Origin of the sequence: Ottowia sp., from assembly GCF_046348305.1 — a bacterium.
Lineage (GTDB): Bacteria > Pseudomonadota > Gammaproteobacteria > Burkholderiales > Burkholderiaceae_C > Ottowia.
In genome coordinates, this window is sequence record NZ_JAXMEM010000009.1 from 223,635 (window position 1) to 240,468 (window position 16,834).

The following is a 16,834-nucleotide window of genomic DNA, read 5'->3' on the forward strand; positions in this document are numbered from 1 at the left end:
AAGCCAAATCGGCCTGTAGCGCGCTCCCATCAATCGCAAGTAGCTATTGTTTAAATAGCAATCAAACCAGCACGCGCTCGATGCCGCCGGCGTTGGCGCGCGCCACGTAGTCGGGCAGCCAGCCTTCGCCCAGGATGTGGCGGGCCATCTCGATGACGATGTAGTCGGCCTCCAGCAGGCCATTGGTCAGATCGTCCTCGTAGCGCTTCAAACCCTGCAGGCAGCTGGGGCAACTGGTCAGAATCTTGACGTTGCCCTGGCCGGCCACGGCGCCGCTGGCGCGCAAGGCGGCCTCGCCCTTTTTGATCTCCTGCTCCTTGCGAAAGCGCACCTGGGTGGAGATGTCGGGCCTTGTCACGCCCAGCGTACCCGACTCGCCGCAGCAGCGCTCACTCTTGACGACCTGCTCGCCGATCAGCGCCTTGACGGTTTTCATCGAGTCCTGCTGCTTCATCGGGTCGTGGCAAGGCTGGTGGTACAGGTACGCACCCTGGCTGGCGGCGGGCAGGGTGATGCCTTTTTCCAGCAGGTATTCGTGGATGTCCACGATGCGGCTGCCCGGAAAAATCTCGTCGAAGCGATAGTCGGCCAGCTGGTCATAGCAGGTGCCGCAGGAGACGACGACGGTCTTGATGTCCAGGTAGTTCAGCGTGGTGGCCACGCGGTGCAGCAGCACGCGGTTGCCGGTGATCATCTGCTCGGCCTGATCGAACTGGCCCGAGCCGCGCTGCGGATAGCCGCAGCACACGTAGCCGGGCGGCAGCACGGTCTGCACGCCAGCGTGCCACAGCATGGCCTGCGTGGCCAGGCCGACCTGGGAAAACAGGCGCTCGGAGCCGCAGCCCGGAAAGTAGAACACCGCCTCGCTGTCGGTGGTCGTCGCCTTGGGGTCGCGGATGACGGGCACGTAGGCGCGGTCTTCGATGTCCAGCAGCGCGCGCGCCGTCTTCTTGGGCAGGCCGCCGGGCATCTTCTTGTTGACGAAGTGGATCACCTGCTCGCGCAGCGGCGCCGCGCCCACGGTGGCGGGCGGGTGCGCGGTCTGCTGGCGGCTGGCGACCTTGAGCAGATCGACCACCGCGCGCTGGGCCGGAAAAGCCACGCCCGTCATCACCGCGCGCGTGGCGTTGATGACGCGCGGCTCGGTGGCGTTCAAGAAGGCCATGGCCGCGGCCTTGCCGGGCCGAAAGCTCTGCTTGCCCATCTTGCGCAGCAGGTTGCGCATGGCCATGGTGACGTCGCCAAAGTCGATCTTGACCGGGCATGGCGAAAGGCACCGGTGGCACACGGTGCAGTGGTCGGCCACGTCTTCGAACTCGGCCCAGTGCTGCAGGCTCACGCCGCGGCGCGTCTGCTCCTCGTACAAAAAGGCCTCGATCAACAGCGAGGTGGCCAGGATCTTGTTGCGCGGGCTGTACAGCAGGTTGGCGCGTGGCACGTGCGTGCTGCAGTCGGGCTTGCACTTGCCGCAGCGCAGGCAGTCCTTGATGCTGTCGGCAATGGCGCCCAGGTCGCTTTGCTGCAGCAGCAGCGACTCGTGCCCCATCAGGCCGAAGCTGGGGGTGTAGGCATTGGTCAAATCGGCCGCCAGAGCCCGTCCACTCTGCGTCGGCAGCTCTGCATTTCGCAGCAACTTGCCGCGGTTGAATCGGCCTTCGGGATCGACGCGGCGCTTGTATTCGGCAAAGGGCGCCAGCTCGGCATCACTCAGGTATTGCAGCTTGGTGATGCCGATGCCGTGCTCGCCCGAGATCACGCCATCCAGGCTGCGCGCGAGCTGCATCACCCGGTCCACCGCCTGGTGCGCGGTTTGCAGCATGGCGTAGTTGTCGCTGTGCACCGGGATGTTGGTGTGCACGTTGCCATCGCCCGCGTGCATGTGCAGGGCAATCCACACGCGGCCCTTGAGCACGCGCTGCTGGATGTCGCCCAGAGCGGCCAGCAGCGGCTCGAAGTCGCTGCCGGTGAAGATGCCGGCAAGCGGAGCGCGGATCTGCGCCTTCCAGCTGGCGCGCAGGCTGTGGTCTTGCAACTGGGGGAAAAGTCGCTCGACATCGCGCAGCCAGCCCTGCCAGAGCGCACGCGCCTGGCGCACCACGTCCAGCGCCAGGGCCACTTTTTCTTGCAGCAACTCGGGCGGTGGCGGCTCGGCGCTGGCCGGGCCCAAAGGCAGCTTGCCGCCCTGCAAGAAGGCCTCCAGCGCGTCGGCCAGTTCGATCTTGTTGCGCAGGGACAGCTCGATGTTGATGCGCTCGATGCCATCGGTGTATTCGGCCATGCGCGGCAGCGGAATCACCACGTCCTCGTTGATCTTGAAGGCGTTGGTGTGGCGGCTGATGGCCGCCGTCTTCTTGCGGTCGGCCCAGAACTTCTTGCGTGCGTCGGCCGCGACGGCGATGAAGCCCTCGCCCGCGCGCGAGTTGGCGATGCGCACCACCTCGCTGGCCGCGCGCGCCACGGCGTCGGCATCGTCGCCGGCAATGTCGCCCACCAGCACCATCTTGGGCAGGCCGCCGCGCTTTGACTTGGTGCTGTAGCCCACGGCGCGCAGGTAGCGGTCGTCCAGGTGCTCCAGGCCGGCCAAAAGCGTGCCGGTGCGCTTTTGCTCGGCAAACATGAAGTCCTTGATTTCGACGATGCTGGGCACCGCGTCCTTGGCGTGGCCAAAAAACTCCAGGCACACGGTGCGCGTGTGCTCGGGCATGCGGTGCAGCACCCAGCGCGCGCTGGTGATCAGGCCGTCGCAGCCCTCCTTTTGCACGCCCGGCAGGCCGGCCAGAAACTTGTCGGTCACGTCCTTGCCCAAGCCCGCCTTGCGAAACTGCGCGCCGGGAATGTCAAGTTGCTCGGTGCGCTGCAACTGCTTGCCCGTGGCGTCAAAGTATTTCAGCTCAAAACGCGCCACCTCGGCGTCGTGGATCTTGCCCAGGTTGTGACCGATGCGCGCGACCTCCAGCCAGCCGCCCTCGGGCGTGACCATGCGCCAGCTGGCCAGGTTGTCCAGCGCCGTGCCCCACAGCACGGCTTTCTTGCCGCCGGCGTTCATGGCGATGTTGCCGCCGATGCAGCTGGCCTCGGCGCTGGTCGGGTCGACGGCAAACACCAGGCCCGCGTCCTCGGCGGCATCGGCCACGCGCTGGGTCACCACACCGGCCTCGGTCCAGATGGTGGCCACCTCGTGCTCGAGCCCGGGCAGGCGCACGCGCTCGACCGCGCCCATGCCCAAGAGCTTTTCGGTGTTGATGACGGCGCTCTTCCAGTCCAGCGCAATGGCGCCGCCGGTGTAGCCGGTACCGCCGCCGCGCGGGATGATGGTCAGGCCCAGCTCGATGCAGCCGGCGACCAGGGCGGCCATCTCGGCCTCGCTGTCGGGCGTGAGCACGACGAGCGGAAACTCCACGCGCCAGTCGGTGGCGTCGGTCACGTGGCTGACACGCGACAGGCCGTCGAACTTGATGTTGTCCTTGTGCGTGTGGCGGCTTAAGGACCGCGCGGCGCGGCGGCGCAAATCGGCCACTTTGTCAAAGGAGCGGTCGAAGGCATCGACCACGCGGTGGGCCGCGGTCAGCAGCTCGCCCACCTGCGCGTCGCGCGCGGCGTCATCCTCGGGGTGGCGGCGCTTGTCGATCTCGGCCAAGCGGTGGCGCAGCGCCTGCACCAGCAGGCGCCGGCGCTTGGGGCTGTCCAGCAAATCGTCTTGCAGATAGGGGTTGCGCCGCACCACCCAGATGTCGCCCAGCACCTCGTACAGCATGCGCGCCGAACGGCCGGTGTGGCGCTCGGCGCGCAGGCCCTGCAGCAGCGCCCACGCGGGCGCACCCAGCAGGCGCAGCACGATCTCGCGGTCGGAAAAGCTGGTGTAGTTGTAGGGGATCTCGCGCAGGCGCGCGGGCTCGGCGGCAGGCAAGAGGGGCGCGGCCTGCGCGGGCGTCAAAGGGGCGTTCATCGGCTCAACCTGGGTCGGGGCCGACCCCGCGTCGGCCCGCAAGCTCGGGGCCGGTGATTTTAGGGCAGGCCTTTCCGCTGCATGCAGCCGTATTGCGCCGCCGGCGACGCCGAAATCTCAAAGAGCCAAGGGGCCGCGGAGCAGGCCACGCCAGCAAACGCCGTGGCCTCAACTCGTTCCGGCCACCGGCATTGTCCCCCCTCCAAGCGATAGCGCCAGAGAGGGGGGGAAGGCGCGTCAGCGACTCAGGGGGTGTTCACTAGAACAACACGCGGCAGCGGATGGTGCCGGGGATTTCGGCCAGGCCCTGCAGCGCCTGCTCCGACGAGGCGGCGTCCAGGTCGATCACCACGTAGCCGATCGACTCGTTGGTCTGCAGGTGCTGCGCGGCGATGTTGATGTGGTTGTCGGAAAACACCCGGTTGATCGCCGACAGCACGCCCGGCACGTTTTGGTGCACGTGCAGGATGCGGTGCTTGCCCGGGTGCGCGGGCAGCGCCACTTCGGGAAAGTTGACCGAGGTGATGGTGCTGCCGTTGTCGCTGTACTTGGCCAGCTTTTCGGCCACTTCCAGGCCGATGTTGGCCTGCGCCTCCAGGGTGGAGCCGCCGATGTGCGGGGTCAGGATCACGTTGTCCAGCCCGCGCAGCGGCGAGACGAACTCGTCCTTGTTGCTCTTGGGCTCGGTCGGAAACACGTCGATCGCCGCGCCCGCCAGCTTGCCGGCCTTCAGCGCCGCGGCCAGCGGCTCGATCTCGACCACGGTGCCGCGCGCGGCGTTGATCAGGATGCCGCCAGGCTTGAGCGCGGCAATCTCGGCGGCGCCGATCATCCATTGCGTGGACGGCAGCTGCGGCACGTGCAGGCTGACCACGTCGGCCTCGCGCAGCAGCTCCTGCAGGCTGTGCACCTGGCGCGCGTTGCCCAGCGGCAGCTTGTTGACCACGTCGAAAAAGATCACGTGCATGCCCAGCGCTTCGGCCAGCACCGACAGCTGCGTGCCGATGGAGCCATAGCCGACGATGCCCAGCGTCTTGCCGCGCATCTCGTGCGCGTTGTCGGCGCTCTTGAGCCAGCCGCCGCGGTGCGCCGCCGCGTTGCGCGCCGGGATGCCGCGCAGCAGCAGCACGGCCTCGGCCAGCACCAGCTCGGCCACCGAGCGCGTGTTGGAGTACGGCGCGTTGAAGACGGCGATGCCGTGCTGGCTGGCGGCCTTCAGGTCGATCTGGTTGGTGCCGATGCAAAACGCGCCGATGGCCACCAGCCTGGGCGCGTGCGCCAGCACCTCGGCCGTCAGCTGCGTGCGCGATCGGATGCCGACGAAATGCGCGTCAGCCAGTTTGCGCCTCAGCTCATCGCCTTCCAGCGCCTTGGGCAGCAGCTCGATGTTGGAGTAGCCCGCGCCGCGCAGCACCTCCTCGGCGTGGGGGTGTATGCCCTCCAGCAACAGAAATTTGATCTTGCTCTTGTCCAGCGAGGTTTTGGGCATGGGATTTCAGTCAAAAAATGCAGGGTCCGTGTGCGCGCTGGCCGGCAGCGGCGCGGCGAGCCCGGCCATTGTGCACCGCAGCAATATCCTTGGCAGGCGCCCTGCTTTGTGGGTTGCAGCCGGCCCGCTTGCCGGGTCGAAACGGGTTATCCCGATTGCGGTGCGCGACGGGACTGTGCGAAAACGTCACAATCGCGCGGCACGATGCAACACGCGGTCACGGGCGGCGACGCTCTGGTTTCCGTCCTATTTTTCTTCTGAGGAGCTTTCATGCGATTCAAATCCCTGGCGCTGGCTGGCGCCGCCCTCATGACCCTTGGCCTGTCCGTGCCCGCGCACGCGCAAACCGAAATCCAGTGGTGGCACTCCATGGGCGGCGCCCTGGGCGAATGGGTCACCGACCTGGCCAACCAGTTCAACGCCAGCCAGAAGGAATACAAGGTGGTGCCGACCTTCAAGGGCAGCTATGGCGAGTCGATGACCGCCGCCATCGCGGCCTTCCGCGCCGGCAACGCGCCCGACATCCTGCAGGTGTTCGAGGTCGGCACCGCCACCATGATGTACAGCAAGGGCGCGATCAAACCCGTGGCCGAGGTGATGAAACAGGCGGGCGTCAATTTCGACCCCAACGCCTACGTGCCCGCCGTGGCCGGTTACTACACCGCACCCAACGGGCAGATGCTGAGCATGCCCTTCAACAGCTCGACGGCGGTGTTTTATTACAACAAGGATGCCTTCAAGGCTGCGGGGCTGGATCCGAACAAGCCGCCCAAAACCTGGCCCGAGGTGGTCCTGGCCGCCGGCAAGCTGAAGGCCAGTGGCTCCAAGTGCCCCTTCACCACCAGCTGGATCAGCTGGACGCAACTGGAGAACTTTTCGGCCTGGCACAACGTGCTGTTCTCCTCGCTCAACAACGGCTTTGGCGGCCTGGGCACGCGCCTTGAGGTCAACAGCCCGCTGCACCTGCGCCACTTCGAGAACCTGGCCAACATGTCCAAGCAAGGCCTGTTCGTCTACAAGGGCCGCGACAACGCGGCAGACGCCACCGTGGTGTCGGGCGAATGCGCCATGGCCACGGCCTCGGCTGGCCTGCTGGGCAACCTCAAGCGCAACGCCAAGTTCGACTTCGGCGTCAGCACCCTGCCCTATTACCCCGACGTTCCCGGCGCGCCGCAAAACTCCGTGATCGGCGGCGCCAGCCTGTGGGTGATGTCCGGCAAGAAGCCCGAGGTCTACAAGGGCGTGGGTGAGTTCCTGGCCTATCTGGCCAAGCCCGAAGTGGCCGCCGCCAGCCATCAGCGCACCGGCTACCTGCCGGTCACCAAGGCGGCGTATGAACTGACCGAAAAAAGCGGCTTTTACAAGAAGAACCCCGGCGCCGAAGTGGCCGTGGAGCAGATGATCAAGAAGACCACCGACAAGTCGCGCGGCATTCGCATCGGCAACTTCCTGCAGGTGCGCACCATCGCCGACGAGGAAACCGAAGGCATCTGGTCGGGCAAGCAGACGCCCAAGCAAGCCCTGGACAACATCGTCAAGCGCGGCAACGAGCAGTTGGAGCGATTCCAGAAAGCCAACCGCTGATCGACGCTGGCCATTCGAACGGAACACGGAGGCTCGGCGGCGCAGAAGGAAGAGGAGCAATTCCTCCCGGTTTTTCCTTGTGCCTGCATGCTTCCTTGTTCTGCTCTTTGAATCTGCCAGGCAAAACAAGCCCCCAGCGTCCTGATATCAAGTGCGAGCAGCTATTTTTTGAATAGCGCATCGGCTTTGCATCGAGCCGCCGCTAAGATCGCCATCCATGGAAAAACGCGTTCGCTTCAAGTCCGCCTGGCTGCCTTGGCTGCTGGTGGCCCCGCAGATGGCGATCGTGCTGGTGTTCTTCTTCTGGCCTGCCGGACAGACGCTGTACCAAAGCGTGCTGCAGGAAGATGCCTTCGGCGCCAGCCGCGAGTTCGTCGGCTGGACCAACTTTTCCCGCCTGTGGCATGACCCCAGCTACCTGGCCTCGGCGCAGACCACGGCGGTGTTCTCCGTGCTGGTGGCGGTGTTCGGCATCGCCATCGCCCTGCTGCTGGCGGTGATGGCCAACCGCGTGGTGCGCGGCGCCATGGTGTACCGCACACTGCTGATCTGGCCCTACGCCGTGGCGCCCGTGGTGGCCGGCGTGCTGTGGCTGATGATGTTTGCCTCGCCCTGGGGCGTGGTGGCCTGGGCGCTGCAGGCGCTGGGCTATGACTGGAACCACCTGCTCAAAAGCCGCGATGCGATGGCACTGATCGTGATCGCCGCGGTATGGAAGCAGATCTCCTACAACTTCCTGTTTTTCCTGGCCGGCCTGCAATCGGTGCCCACCTCGGTGATCGAGGCCGCCACCATCGACGGCGCCACGCCCTGGCGGCGCTTCTGGACCATCGTGTTCCCGCTGCTCTCGCCCACCACGTTCTTCCTGCTGGTGATGAACGTGATCTACGCCTTCTTCGACACCTTCGCCATCGTCGATGCCGCTACCCACGGCGGGCCGGGCAAGGACACCGCCATCTTGGTCTACCGCGTTTATTACGACGGCTTCAAGGCACTGGACATGGGTGGCTCGGCGGCGCAGTCGACGGTGCTGATGGCGGTGGTCATTCTGCTTACCGTGTTCCAGTTCCGCTTCGTCGAGAAGAAAGTCCAGTATTGAAATGGCTCACCCCCAGTCTTCACTCGCTGCGCGATGTTTCGCCCACCCCCTTGCAGGGGGCCGAGCCCGCGCACAAGAGGTCCGGTGGACCTTTTGTTGGCTGGCGAGGGGCCGGGCCACTGGCCCGGCGCGGCCTGCAAGGCTCGCCCTTGGCCGGGGAGACCCCGGCCACGGCGATCACTGGCTCGGCCTGCTCCGCGGCCATTCGGCTCTTTGGGTTTCTTCCGCGCCTGGTTTTGCGTACCAACAAGAGCTGCCGACACCATGATCGAACGCCGCCCCGTCCTGGACTTCGTCTCGCACGCCGTGCTGATCGTCGGCGTGGCGATCGTGGCGTTTCCGGTGTTCATCGCCCTGGTCATGTCGACGCAGACGGCCGACCAGATCGCCAGCAGCAACCCGCTGTCGCTGGTGCCGGGCGGCAACATTGTCGAGAGCTACCGCCTGGCCCTGATGGGCGGCAAGACTGAAAGCGGATCCACCATCCCGCCCGGCTGGCCCATGCTGTGGGTGAGCTTCGTCGTCGCGATGGTGATCGCGCTGGGCAAGATCGCCATTTCCATCATCTCGGCCTTTGCCATCGTCTACTTCCGCTTTCCCTTTCGCGGCCTGGTGTTCTGGATGATCTTCATCACCCTGATGCTGCCGGTCGAGGTGCGCATCGGCCCGACCTACCAAGTGATGGCCGACCTGCGCCTGATCAACACCTACACGGGCCTGACGGTGCCCCTGATTGCGTCGGCCACCGCCACTTTCCTGTTTCGCCAGTTTTTCCTGACGGTGCCCGACGAACTGGCCGAGGCCGCGCGCATCGATGGCGCGGGGCCGATGCGCTTTTTCAAGGACATCCTGCTGCCCCTGTCCAAGACCAGCATGGCCGCACTGTTCGTGATCCAGTTCATCTACGGCTGGAACCAGTACCTGTGGCCGCTGATCGCCACCACCAGCGAGGACATGTACCCCATCGTGCTGGGCATCAAGCGCGCCATCTTTGGCGAGATCTACGTCGAGTGGAACGTGGTCATGGCCACCGCCATCCTGGCCATGCTGCCGCCGGCGGTGGTCGTGATCCTGATGCAGAAGTGGTTCGTCAAGGGCCTGGTCGACACGGAAAAATGAATCCATGAACAGCCGGACGCAGAGGACGCAAAGAAATCGCAAAAGGCGCAAAAGAAACCAAGAATTCTTCGGCGTCCTTTGCGTAACTTTTGCGTCCTCTGCCTCCGGTATTTGACTTCGATATGGCCCAGATCCAATTCAACAACGTCATCAAGCGCTACGGCGTCGGCCCCAAGGCCAACCAGGTGATCCACGGCGTGACGGCCGACGTGAAGGACGGCGAGTTCGTCGTCATCGTCGGGCCCTCGGGCTGCGGCAAGTCCACGCTGCTGCGCATGGTGGCCGGGCTGGAGGAAATCACCGACGGCCGCATCTCCATCGGCGATCGCGTGGTCAACGACCTGGAGCCGGCCGAGCGCGACATCGCCATGGTGTTCCAGAACTACGCGCTGTATCCGCACATGAGCGTGTTCGACAACATGGCCTATGGCCTGAAGATCAAGAAGGTGCCGACCGATGAAATCCGCCAGCGCGTGGACAAGGCCGCCGCCATCCTGGAGCTGGGCGGCCTGCTTGCGCGCAAGCCGCGCGAGCTCTCGGGCGGCCAGCGCCAGCGCGTGGCCATGGGCCGCGCCATCGTGCGCCAGCCCAAGGTGTTTTTGTTCGACGAGCCGCTGTCCAACCTGGACGCCAAGCTGCGCGCGCAAACCCGGCTGGAGATCGAGAAGCTGCACCGCGAATTGGGCATCACCAGCCTGTTCGTCACGCACGACCAGGTCGAAGCCATGACCCTGGCCGAGCGCATGATCGTGATGAACGCCGGGCGGATGGAGCAGTTCGGCACGCCCGAGGAGGTCTATCACCGCCCGGCCAGCACCTTTGTCGCCAGCTTCATCGGCGCGCCGCCGATGAACCTGCTTTCCGGCGTCGAGGGCGTGCGCGATGGCGTGCTGCTGGGCATCCGCCCCGAACACCTGCGCGTGGTCGACGCGGGCGGCTGGCAGCTGCACGTGCAAACCGTGGAGATGCTGGGCGCCGAGCGCCTGATCTACGGCCACCTGAACGGCCCCCAAGGCCCCTGGACCATCCTGCGCATGAACGAGACCGACGCGCCGCCCGCGCCCGGCCAGACGCTGCGCGTGCTGCCGCTGGAAGACCGCATCCACGGCTTCGACGAAGCCACGGGCAAGCGCATCGACGCCTGATCGATACTATTGTTTTAATAGCCTTCTGCGCTTGATGCACATGCGCTGAAGCCATATCCGCCACATGAAAGCAGCCTACATCGACGGCCACGGCGGCAACGAAGTGGTGCACGTGGGCGAGCGCCCGTTGCCCGAGCGCACCCACGGCGACGTGCGCCTGCGCCTGCACGCCGCCACGCTCAACCGCGTGGACCTGTACATGCGCGACTCGGGCGCGGGCATCACGCATCGCCTGCCGCAGATCATGGGCGTGGACGGCGCCGGCGTCGTCGATGCAGTGGCCGACGACGAGACGCAACTCGCGCCCGGCCAGCGCGTGCTGCTGCACCCCGGCGTGGCCTGCGGGCGCTGCGAGTTCTGCCTGCGCGGCGACGACGTGCTGTGCACGCGCTATCAAATTTTGGGCGAACACATCGACGGCACCTTCGCCCAGTACGTCAGCGTGCCGGCGCGCAACGTCGTGCCGCTGCCGGGCGGCTGGTCGTTCGCCGAAGGCGCGGCGCTGGGCGTCAACCACCTCACCGCGTGGCGCATGCTCACCACGCAGGCGCAGCTGAAAGCCTGGGAGACGGTGCTGATCTTCGGCATCGGCGGCGGCGTGTCGCTGGCCGGCCTGCAGATCGCCAAGGCGCTGGGCGCGCGCACCCTCGTCACCTCGCGCCACGCCGGCAAGCTGGAGCGCGCCCGCGCGCTGGGCGCCGACCATGGGATCGACTCCAGCCGTGAAGACGTCGCCAAGGCCGCCCTGGCGGCCACCGGCGGGCGCGGCGTGGACGTGGTGCTGGAGAACGTGGGCGAAGCCGCGTGGCCCCACGCCCTGAAGTCGCTGGTGCGCGGCGGGCGCCTCGTCACCTGCGGCGCCACCAGCGGCGATCAGCCGGGCGCCGACCTGCGCCGCCTGTTCATCCGCCAGCTCAAGGTGCTGGGCTCGACCATGGGCACCGTGGCCGAGCTGCACCAACTGCTCGCCTTCTGCCAGCGGCATGACGTTCGTCCCGTGATCGAGCAGAGCTTTGCACTCGATGATGTGCACGCCGCGCTCAGCCGGCTCGAATCCAGCGAGCAGTTCGGCAAGATTGCGCTCACCATCGACTGATCGCCTGACCCATTCCATGAACCCCGCCACCCCCTGGCCCTACCCCTTCTGGATCGCCCACCGCGGCGCCGGCAAGCTGGCGCCCGAAAACACCCTGGCCGCCTTTCGCCTGGGCGCGCGGCATGGCTATCGCATGTTCGAGTGCGACGCCAAGCTCTCGGCCGATGGCGTGCTGTTTCTGCTGCACGACGACACGCTGGAGCGCACCACCAACGGCCAGGGCGTGGCGGGCCAGCGACCGTGGGGCGAGCTGGCGCAGCTGGACGCCGGCAGCTGGCACTCACGCGACTGCGCCGGCGAGCCAATCCCCACGCTCGAGAACCTCGCGCGCTTTTGCCTGCGCAACGGCCACTGCCTGGACATCGAGATCAAGCCCACCCCGGGCCTGGGAGAAAAAACCGGCCAGGCCGTCGCCACGCTGGCCGCGCGCCTGTGGGCGGGTGCACCCGTGCCGCCGCTGCTGACCTCGTTCAAGCCCGCATCGCTGGCCGGCGCGCAACAAGCCGCGCCCCAACTGCCGCGCGGCCTGCTGCTGGACACGCTGTGGGACGGCTGGCTCGACACGGCCCGGCAACTGGGCTGCGTCGCCATCGTCTGCAACCACGCGTTGTGGGACGCCGCCACCGTCGGCCAGGTCAAGTCCGCCGGCCTGCGGGCCCTGAGCTACACCGTCAACGACGAATGGGCCGCCCAGCGCCTGATCGATCTGGGCACCGACGGCGTGGTGACCGACCGGGTCGATCTGTTCAGCCCGGCTGCACGCTGACGTGCCCTACCATCACCGGCATGCCTTCCCCTACCCCCGACACCGCCCCACCGCCCTGGTTCGACCAGGCCGTCGAGCGCTTGCTGCACGGCGCGTCGCTGCCCGAGTTCTGCACCTGGATGGCTCAGCAACCGAACGAGCGCGCCGAGCCTGGTGCGGACGCCGCCGAGCAGGACTGGCGCCGCCGCGCGCAGCTGACGATGGCGCGCTGGCTCTGGTCGCACGTGCCCGTGCCGTCCAACCGCTGGCGCCCGCGCCCGCTGCCCCCGCCCGAGCGCAATGCCCCGTGCTATTGCGGCTCCGGCCGCAAGTACAAGCACTGCTGCCAGGAGTTCGCGCACGCGGTGCCCCCGGTGGACGAAAACGAGATGCTCTCCGTCGCGCTCAGCCACGCCGACCCCGCCCTGCTTGAGCCCGAATCGTTGCGCTCATTGCCCGCCGAGGCCTTGGGCAACGCCGCGTTCGGCTGGAACGACCGGGGCGAGGCCGCGCGCACCGTGGCCCTGCTGGAGCCGCTCTTCACGCACCAGCTCGAGCGCCTGAGCGCGCGCCACGAGCTGGCGCTGGACGCCCTGATGGACGCCCTGCTGCGCCTGCACCAGGACCAGCGCCGCATGGCGCTGGCGCAGCACGTGAGCGCCAGCGGCGTGCTGGCGCTGGCCACCACGGCGCGTGCGCGCCTGGTCACCATGCTGTGCGACAACGGCGACTACCCGGGCGCCTGGGCCTTGCTGCAAACCGCCCGCCGCCATGCCCCGCAAGACCCGCAGCTGTGGCCGCTGGAGATGACGGTTCTGCTCAGCCAGGGCCGCCACGACGAAGCACGCCTGCGTGGCCCCCTGCTGGCCGCCCAGGCCCGCAAGGCCGGCCTGCCCGACTTGGCCCAGGCGCTGATGGGCCTAGCGACCGAAGGCCTGCGCAGCGTGCACGCGCCCGAGCACGACGTGCTGGACGAGCTGCCCGGCGCCACGGCCTGGCTCGCCATCGCGCGCGCCGTGCCCGCCGACGCGACGCCGGCCGACTGGGCCAAGCATGGGTCGGCCGACGACCTGGCGCTGGGTTCCAACCCGGGCAAGATCACCGGCAAGCGCCCGCGGGATGCCGCCACGGTGCCGGTGCGCGAGCTGCGGCCAAGCAAGGCCATGGCCAGCCTGCAGCGCCGCTGGCATCGCCAGTGCCCGCTCTCCAAGCCCGATCTCACGCTGCTGTGGAGCGACGACGCCGACGCGCTGCTGCAAGAGCCCGGCAACCCCGCGCTCGACTTCTTGCGCCAGCACCCCGACGCCTGGTTCAGCTTCGACATCCTCGACGACCTGGTGCTGGCCAGCAGCGCCCTGCGCGATCGCGGCCTGCCCGATGAACTGTTGGCCGCCAGCCAGCGCGTGCTCGACCACGCCCTGGCCGGCCTGCGCGCCCTGCTCGGCACGGGGCCCTGCGAGCTGCCGTGGCTGGTCATGCCCAACCGCCCGGCGCTGCGCCTGCTGGCGCAAGCGATCGAATTGGCAGGCGACCGCCACGACGACCGCGCGCGCGAGACGCTCGCCGCCTGGGGCCTGGCGCTCAACCCGCACGACAACCACGGCTGGCGCCAGCTGCTGGTGCCCCTGTGGCTGGAGCAGTCGCGCTTTGACGAAGCGCTGGCGCTGCTGGAGCGCTACCCCGGCGACTTGCCGCCCAGCGAGCACCTGCGCGCGCTGGCGCTGTTTGCCCTGGGCCGCCAGCCCGAGGCCGAAACGGTGCTGCGCGCCGCGCATGCCCAATACCCGCTCTTCATGGCCGCGCTGTGGCCCGACGTGCTCGATCCGCCACCCGAGAGCGACGGATTCACCATCCCCGTGGGCGGCGTCGAAGCGGCGCACGATCACCGCGTGGCCACCCGCGCCGCCTGGCTGCGCACCGGCGCGCTGGACTGGGCCCGCACGCTGAACCTGCCCGCGCCCCAGCCGCCAAGCCGCCCGCGCAAGAAGGCGGCCCGGCCCGGGCCCGACCGCGACATCGTCATCGACATGCCCAACGCGCTGGACAGCCTGCCCACGCCCGTCTTTGGCGCCACGCAGGAAAAGCGCCTGCGCCAGAGCTTCGACTACCCGCGCCTGCACGGCCTGATCACCGCCGTGGCCTGGTCGCCCGAAATCGTCATGCCCAGCCGCTGGGTCAACATGGCCATGACGGCGCCGCGCCTCGCCGGGACGGGCGACGAAATCGACAGCAAGACCCTGCAGCGCGAGCTGGACACCGTGATGCGCCTGTACAACCGCATCAACGTCGATCTGCTGCGCACGCCACCCGACCAAGCGCCACCGCTGGCCGCGCTGCACAAGCTGCTGGCGCGCGAGCCCGACGCCGTCCCGGCCTGGGCCGCCGGCTTCGTCCAGGGCGCCGAACTGGCACGCGGCGCCTGGCGCGGCGCCCACCGCCCCGTCAAGGCCGGCGCGGGCGCCTTCGGGGTTTTGCTGCAACTGGCCGCGCAGGCCGCGCCCAGCCCCGCCGGCTGGCGTGCCGAAAGCGATCAGAACCAACCCCTGCTGGTCGGCCTGGAGCCCGACGCGCCGTCGCCGCCGGTCCGGCTGAGTGGGGCCCTGGCCGACTTGTGGCAGGTCATCGGGCCGCTGCGCCACGCGCGCCTGGCCCGGTAGGCGGGTCGCTTACCGCCCCCAGACGCCCAGCGCCCACTGGGTGCTGGCGCTGGCCAGCACCAGCGCGGCGTAGGTGGCCATGCGCCCGTCGTGCCCGCTCAGCACCAGGCCGGCCGCGAGCACACCCAGGCAAACAATCAAATTGATAGCTGCTTGCGCAGGCCAGGAAAGCGTTGGAGCACTTTTCTTCCCAAAAACCTGGCCGATCAAGACCATCGCCGGCGCCAGCACCAGCGCCGGCGCGGCAAAGCCCGCCACGTGCCAAAACAGGTCAACCCAATCCATGATCTTGATGCTCGTCAAGCAAGAGCGACAAGGCCGCACCCGATTGCGCGTCGAATTTTATAATCGGGCGCATGGCCGTCTGGGCACTGGGACTCAACCACAACACCGCGCCGCTCGATCTGCGCGGTCGTTTTGCGTTTGCGCTCGACACCATCGCGCCGGCGCTCAAGGGCCTGCGCGAGCAGCACACCCGCCACCCCGAGGCCGCCATCCTCTCCACCTGCAACCGCACCGAGGTGTATTGCGCCAGCGAGCAGGTGCAGGTCGACCACACCCTGGGCTGGCTGGCGCGGGCCGGCCAGGTGCCGGTCGACGCGCTGCGTCAGCACACCTACACCCTGCAGGGCGACCAGACGGCGCGCCACGCCTTTCGCGTCGCCAGCGGGCTCGACAGCATGGTGCTGGGCGAGCCGCAAATCCTGGGCCAGCTCAAGAGCGCCGTGCGCGCCGCCGAAGACGCCGGCGCCCTGGGCAGCACGCTGGGCCAGCTGTTTCAGCGCAGCTTTGCCGTGGCCAAGCAGGTGCGCAGCTCCACCGAAATCGGCGCGCACTCCATCAGCATGGCCGCCGCCGCCGTGCGCCTGGCCGGCAACCTGTTTGAAGACCTCGGCCGCACGCGCGTGCTGTTCATCGGCGCCGGCGAGATGATCGAGCTGGCCGCCACCCACTTTGCCGCCCGCCAGCCGCAGGCCATCGCCATCGCCAACCGCACGCTGGAGCGCGGCGAAAAGCTGGCCGGCCGCTTCGGCGCCCAAGTCATGCGCCTGGCCGACTTGCCCGAGCGCCTGCACGAGTTCGACATCATCGTCAGCTGCACCGCCAGCACCTTGCCCATCCTCGGCCTGGGCGCCGTCGAGCGCACCCTCAAAAAGCGCCGCCACCGCCCCATGTTCATGGTCGACCTGGCCGTGCCGCGCGACATCGAGCCCGAAGTCGCGCAACTGGACGACGTCTATCTCTACACCGTGGACGACCTGGCCCAAGTCGTGCAAACCGGCCAGGCCAGCCGCCAGGCCGCCGTGGCCCAGGCCGAAGTCATCATCGACGCCGGCGTGCAAAGCTTCATGCACTGGCTGGACCAGCGCGACCCCGCCGGTGGCGTGGTGCCCCTCATCCGCCAGCTGAACGCCCAGGCCGACGAATGGCGCGCCATCGAAATCGCCCGCGCGCGTAAGCGCCTGGCCAAGGGCGAAGACGTCGAAGCCGTGCTGGAGGCCCTCTCACGCGGGCTGACGCAGAAGATGCTGCATGGGGCGATGGCGGAGCTGCATACCACATCGCCCGATGCACGTGATGGCACGGCGCAGGCCATCGAGCGGCTGTTTTTGCGGGGCAAGCCGCCCGCGCCGCCACTGGCCTGAGCGCCCTTGGGCGGCCGCAGCGACCGCTCGTCCGGTCGATTTCACCGCTCATCCGGTTGCCACTGCAACGGCTGGCAACAACTTCTAGGATGCTGCCATGCATCCTCCGCCCATCTCGTCCGGCTCGCCCGTGCGCCACGGAGCTCGGGGCTTTACCGCCATCGAGTTGATGGTCACGGTGGCCATATTGGCCATTCTGGCAACTTTGGCCGCGCCCAGTTTCACAGGAATCATGGAGCGCTGGCGGGTCCGCCAAGCTGCCGAAGGTCTGCAATCCACTCTTTACTACGCCCGATCCGAAGCCATCA

The 16,834-nt window shown here is 67.7% G+C and carries 12 protein-coding genes; 9 read left to right on the plus strand and 3 right to left on the minus strand.

Annotated elements, in window-relative coordinates; genetic code table 11:
* Positions 1–61 precede the first annotated feature (61 nt).
* Together U1F38_RS12835 and serA are read right to left on the minus strand one after the other, a co-directional pair.
* The gene (locus U1F38_RS12835; RefSeq protein ID WP_409987459.1) at positions 62–3,946 is read right to left on the minus strand and encodes a DUF3683 domain-containing protein; all 3,885 of its coding nucleotides are present in this window, start codon (positions 3,944–3,946) and stop codon (positions 62–64) included.
* A 259-nt stretch (positions 3,947–4,205) separates the two neighbouring features.
* Positions 4,206–5,435: a phosphoglycerate dehydrogenase gene (gene serA / locus U1F38_RS12840; RefSeq protein WP_409987460.1), complete on the minus strand. Its 1,230-nt coding sequence runs from the start codon at positions 5,433–5,435 to the stop codon at positions 4,206–4,208.
* A gap of 270 nt (positions 5,436–5,705) precedes the next feature.
* Between serA and ugpB the strand changes: the two genes are divergently transcribed.
* The 7 genes from ugpB to U1F38_RS12875 all read left to right on the plus strand — a co-directional run bounded on the left by ugpB (position 5,706) and on the right by U1F38_RS12875 (position 14,880).
* A complete protein-coding gene (ugpB, locus tag U1F38_RS12845; RefSeq protein ID WP_409987461.1) occupies positions 5,706–7,019 on the plus strand; it encodes a sn-glycerol-3-phosphate ABC transporter substrate-binding protein UgpB in 1,314 nt (437 codons plus the stop codon).
* A gap of 217 nt (positions 7,020–7,236) precedes the next feature.
* Positions 7,237–8,118 (plus strand): sn-glycerol-3-phosphate ABC transporter permease UgpA, encoded by an 882-nt coding sequence (gene ugpA / locus U1F38_RS12850; protein WP_409987462.1) that lies wholly within the window; start codon positions 7,237–7,239, stop codon positions 8,116–8,118.
* Between the two features lie 264 nt (positions 8,119–8,382).
* A complete protein-coding gene (gene ugpE / locus U1F38_RS12855; protein WP_409987463.1) occupies positions 8,383–9,237 on the plus strand; it encodes a sn-glycerol-3-phosphate ABC transporter permease UgpE in 855 nt (284 codons plus the stop codon).
* A 122-nt stretch (positions 9,238–9,359) separates the two neighbouring features.
* Entirely contained in the window at positions 9,360–10,382 is a 1,023-nt protein-coding gene (gene ugpC, locus U1F38_RS12860; RefSeq protein ID WP_409987464.1) for a sn-glycerol-3-phosphate ABC transporter ATP-binding protein UgpC, read from the plus strand.
* Positions 10,383–10,446: 64 nt separating this feature from the next.
* On the plus strand, positions 10,447–11,478 hold the full coding sequence (locus U1F38_RS12865; RefSeq protein ID WP_409987465.1) for a zinc-binding dehydrogenase: 1,032 nt from the start codon (positions 10,447–10,449) through the stop codon (positions 11,476–11,478).
* Positions 11,479–11,494: 16 nt separating this feature from the next.
* Complete coding sequence (gene ugpQ / locus U1F38_RS12870; protein ID WP_409987466.1) at positions 11,495–12,244, plus strand: glycerophosphodiester phosphodiesterase; 750 nt, start codon at positions 11,495–11,497, stop codon at positions 12,242–12,244.
* Between the two features lie 20 nt (positions 12,245–12,264).
* Positions 12,265–14,880, plus strand: a complete 2,616-nt coding sequence (locus U1F38_RS12875) for a UPF0149 family protein (protein WP_409987467.1) — start codon at positions 12,265–12,267, stop codon at positions 14,878–14,880.
* Positions 14,881–14,889: 9 nt separating this feature from the next.
* Here U1F38_RS12875 and U1F38_RS12880 read toward each other — a convergent pair whose 3' ends face one another.
* Positions 14,890–15,165, minus strand: a complete 276-nt coding sequence (locus tag U1F38_RS12880; RefSeq protein WP_409987468.1) for a hypothetical protein — start codon at positions 15,163–15,165, stop codon at positions 14,890–14,892.
* Between the two features lie 71 nt (positions 15,166–15,236).
* On the opposite strand from U1F38_RS12880, the gene hemA reads away from it, so the two are divergent.
* Together hemA and U1F38_RS12890 are read left to right on the plus strand one after the other, a co-directional pair.
* Positions 15,237–16,526, plus strand: coding sequence for a glutamyl-tRNA reductase (gene hemA / locus U1F38_RS12885; RefSeq protein WP_409987469.1), 1,290 nt, complete (start codon positions 15,237–15,239; stop codon positions 16,524–16,526).
* A 97-nt stretch (positions 16,527–16,623) separates the two neighbouring features.
* Positions 16,624–16,834: Tfp pilus assembly protein FimT/FimU (locus U1F38_RS12890; RefSeq protein WP_409987470.1), on the plus strand; the 211-nt coding region annotated here is incomplete at its 3' end.

What these genes read in the sequence shown, in the direction of transcription:
- serA (WP_409987460.1), bottom strand. Translation starts at nt 5,435, where the DNA reads ATGCCCAAAACCTCGCTGGACAAGAGCAAGATCAAATTTCTGTTGCTG.
- U1F38_RS12835 (WP_409987459.1), bottom strand. Translation starts at nt 3,946, where the DNA reads ATGAACGCCCCTTTGACGCCCGCGCAGGCCGCGCCCCTCTTGCCTGCC.
- ugpQ (WP_409987466.1), top strand. Translation starts at nt 11,495, where the DNA reads ATGAACCCCGCCACCCCCTGGCCCTACCCCTTCTGGATCGCCCACCGC.
- U1F38_RS12875 (WP_409987467.1), top strand. Translation starts at nt 12,265, where the DNA reads ATGCCTTCCCCTACCCCCGACACCGCCCCACCGCCCTGGTTCGACCAG.
- ugpA (WP_409987462.1), top strand. Translation starts at nt 7,237, where the DNA reads ATGGAAAAACGCGTTCGCTTCAAGTCCGCCTGGCTGCCTTGGCTGCTG.
- ugpE (WP_409987463.1), top strand. Translation starts at nt 8,383, where the DNA reads ATGATCGAACGCCGCCCCGTCCTGGACTTCGTCTCGCACGCCGTGCTG.
- U1F38_RS12865 (WP_409987465.1), top strand. Translation starts at nt 10,447, where the DNA reads ATGAAAGCAGCCTACATCGACGGCCACGGCGGCAACGAAGTGGTGCAC.
- ugpB (WP_409987461.1), top strand. Translation starts at nt 5,706, where the DNA reads ATGCGATTCAAATCCCTGGCGCTGGCTGGCGCCGCCCTCATGACCCTT.
- ugpC (WP_409987464.1), top strand. Translation starts at nt 9,360, where the DNA reads ATGGCCCAGATCCAATTCAACAACGTCATCAAGCGCTACGGCGTCGGC.
- hemA (WP_409987469.1), top strand. Translation starts at nt 15,237, where the DNA reads ATGGCCGTCTGGGCACTGGGACTCAACCACAACACCGCGCCGCTCGAT.
- U1F38_RS12880 (WP_409987468.1), bottom strand. Translation starts at nt 15,165, where the DNA reads ATGGATTGGGTTGACCTGTTTTGGCACGTGGCGGGCTTTGCCGCGCCG.